Origin of the sequence: Streptomyces sp. NPDC096040 (genome assembly GCF_040303265.1) — a bacterium.
GTDB lineage: Bacteria > Actinomycetota > Actinomycetes > Streptomycetales > Streptomycetaceae > Streptomyces.
Map to the genome: position 1 here is coordinate 1 of NZ_JBEOTA010000091.1, position 2108 is coordinate 2108.

1 protein-coding gene is annotated in these 2108 nt (G+C 66.1%); it reads left to right on the top strand.

Annotation, left to right across the window (positions count from 1 at the left end; genetic code table 11):
- Positions 1-668 precede the first annotated feature (668 nt).
- Positions 669-1919, top strand: a complete 1251-nt coding sequence (gene ltrA / locus ABTY98_RS42115; protein WP_352226465.1) for a group II intron reverse transcriptase/maturase — start codon at positions 669-671, stop codon at positions 1917-1919.
- The last annotated feature ends 189 nt before the right edge of the window (positions 1920-2108 follow it).

Here is a 2108-nt window from a genome sequence, read left to right on the forward strand (position 1 = left end):
CACAGTTCGTGGACAAGGTCGTCGACGTCGTCGGCCTGTACCACAACCCGCCCGAACGGGCGGTCGTGCTCTGCGTCGACGAGAAGAGCCAGATCGTGTGCCACGAACGCTGAAGGAGGCGTTGGTGGAGCTGCTTCTGGAAGCGGTGCTGTGCAGGAGATGGAGGTAGGTCCTCCGGGGTCGCCCTGCAGGGGGAGGTTCCAAACCACCGCAGGCTGCGCCGGTTAAGTGCCGGGGTGGTGAGCGCTGCGGGAAAAGGCGCGGCAGTGATCGCGTCAGGTGTGGGTCAGGAAGGCGAGCGTGAGCGAACCGCTGATGACGTGTCGTAAATTTTCTCAGTGGCGTCGAAACCGGGGCATGATCTGGGCTCCGGGACAAGTCCGGGGGGAGCCTGCCGACTGCCCGGACGGCGTCCGGCATGGAGGCGGCGTGAGTCTGGCCCGGGCTCTTGCACGGAACGTGGGAACCTGTCGCCCCGATACTGCCTCCGGCCGGTTGAGCCGGCGGCGAGAGGGAGAACCCCAAGCGGACAAAACCGCGAGGGGCCGAGTACCGATGCGGGGCACGGAGGCGGACCGTCTCGTAGGAGCGATGAGGCCCGGTAATGCGGGCGGAGCGAAGGGGACGGATCGTCCGGGTCTGCTTGGTGGCCAACCGGAGTGCCCGGGATGAACCAGACGAGCGGATCGAAGTCGTTCGAGATCTCGAAACACCTGGTGTTCGAGGCGTACTTGAGGGTCAAGGCCAACAAGGGCGCGGCGGGCGTCGACGGGGTGTCGATCGAGCAGTTCGAGGCTGACCTGCGGGGCAACCTCTACAAGCTGTGGAATCGCATGTCGTCGGGCTGTTATTTTCCGCCGCCGGTACGGATGGTGGAGGTCGACAAGCCGGGAGGACGCGGGGTCAGGGTCCTCGGTGTGCCCACGGTCGCGGACAGAATCGCGCAGACGGTGGTGGCGATGGTGCTGGAGCCGCTGGTGGAGCCTGTGTTTCACCCGGATTCCTATGCCTATCGGCCCCGGCGTAGTGCACTGGATGCGGTCGCGGTGTGCCGGGAGCGGTGCTGGAGAACGGACTGGGTGATCGATATGGACATCCGGGGCTTCTTCGACAACCTTGATCATGACCTTGTACTCAAGGCGGTCGCCCACCACACCGACCAGCGGTGGGTCCTGCTGTATGTGGAGCGGTGGCTGAAGGCCCCGCTCCAGCGGCCGGACGGCAGCCTGCTCGCCCGGGACCGTGGCAGCCCGCAGGGCTCAGCGGTCTCGCCCGTGTTGTCCAACCTGTTCATGCACTACGCGTTCGATGCCTGGATGTCCCGGGAGTATCCCGGCATCCAGTTCGAACGGTACTGCGACGACGTGGTGGTCCACTGCCGCAACGAGGTCCAGGCGCATCATGTGCGCCAGGCCATCGCCGAGCGGCTGGCCGAGTGCGGGGGCCTGGAGTTGCATCCCCAGAAAACCCGCATCGTGTACTGCAAGGACAGGAACAGGCGCGGCTCGGCTGAGCACACCTCGTTCACGTTCCTGGGGTACGGGTTTCGCGTGCGCAGGCTCCGGACGAAGCGCGGGGAGTACTTCTTCGGCTTCAATCCGGGCGTCAGCGACGCGGCCGCCAAGCTGATCAGAGTGCAGATCCGCCGCTGGCGGCTGCACCTGCGCAGTGACACGACCCTGGAGCAGCTCGCCCGGGAGATCAACCCGGTCGTGCGGGGCTGGATCAACTACTTCGGCCGGTTCCATCCGACCGCGTTGCGTTCCAGCCTCAACCGCATCAACGACTATCTGGTGCGGTGGCTTGTCCGCAAGTACAAGCGGTTCCGGCACAAGCGGGCGCGGGCGCGAGAGGCGCTGGGCCGTCATGCGCGACGGTTCCCAGGACTCTTCGCCCACTGGAAGCTCGTCAAGCCGTGACTGTGGACGACTGGACGATGGGAGCCGTGTAAGCCGAGAGGTTTACGCACGGTTCTGAGAGCGGCGGCGGGTGAAATCCCCGCCGCCGACTCACCCAGGCGCTGGACCGTTCCCAGCCGGTGCTGCCGATGATGCCGGGCATGCCCGAGCGCCGTACGCACGACTACCTGCGGCACGGCATCACCAGCC

Excerpts from the sequence above, each read along its gene's own strand:
- ltrA (WP_352226465.1), top strand. The coding sequence starts at position 669 with ATGAACCAGACGAGCGGATCGAAGTCGTTCGAGATCTCGAAACACCTG.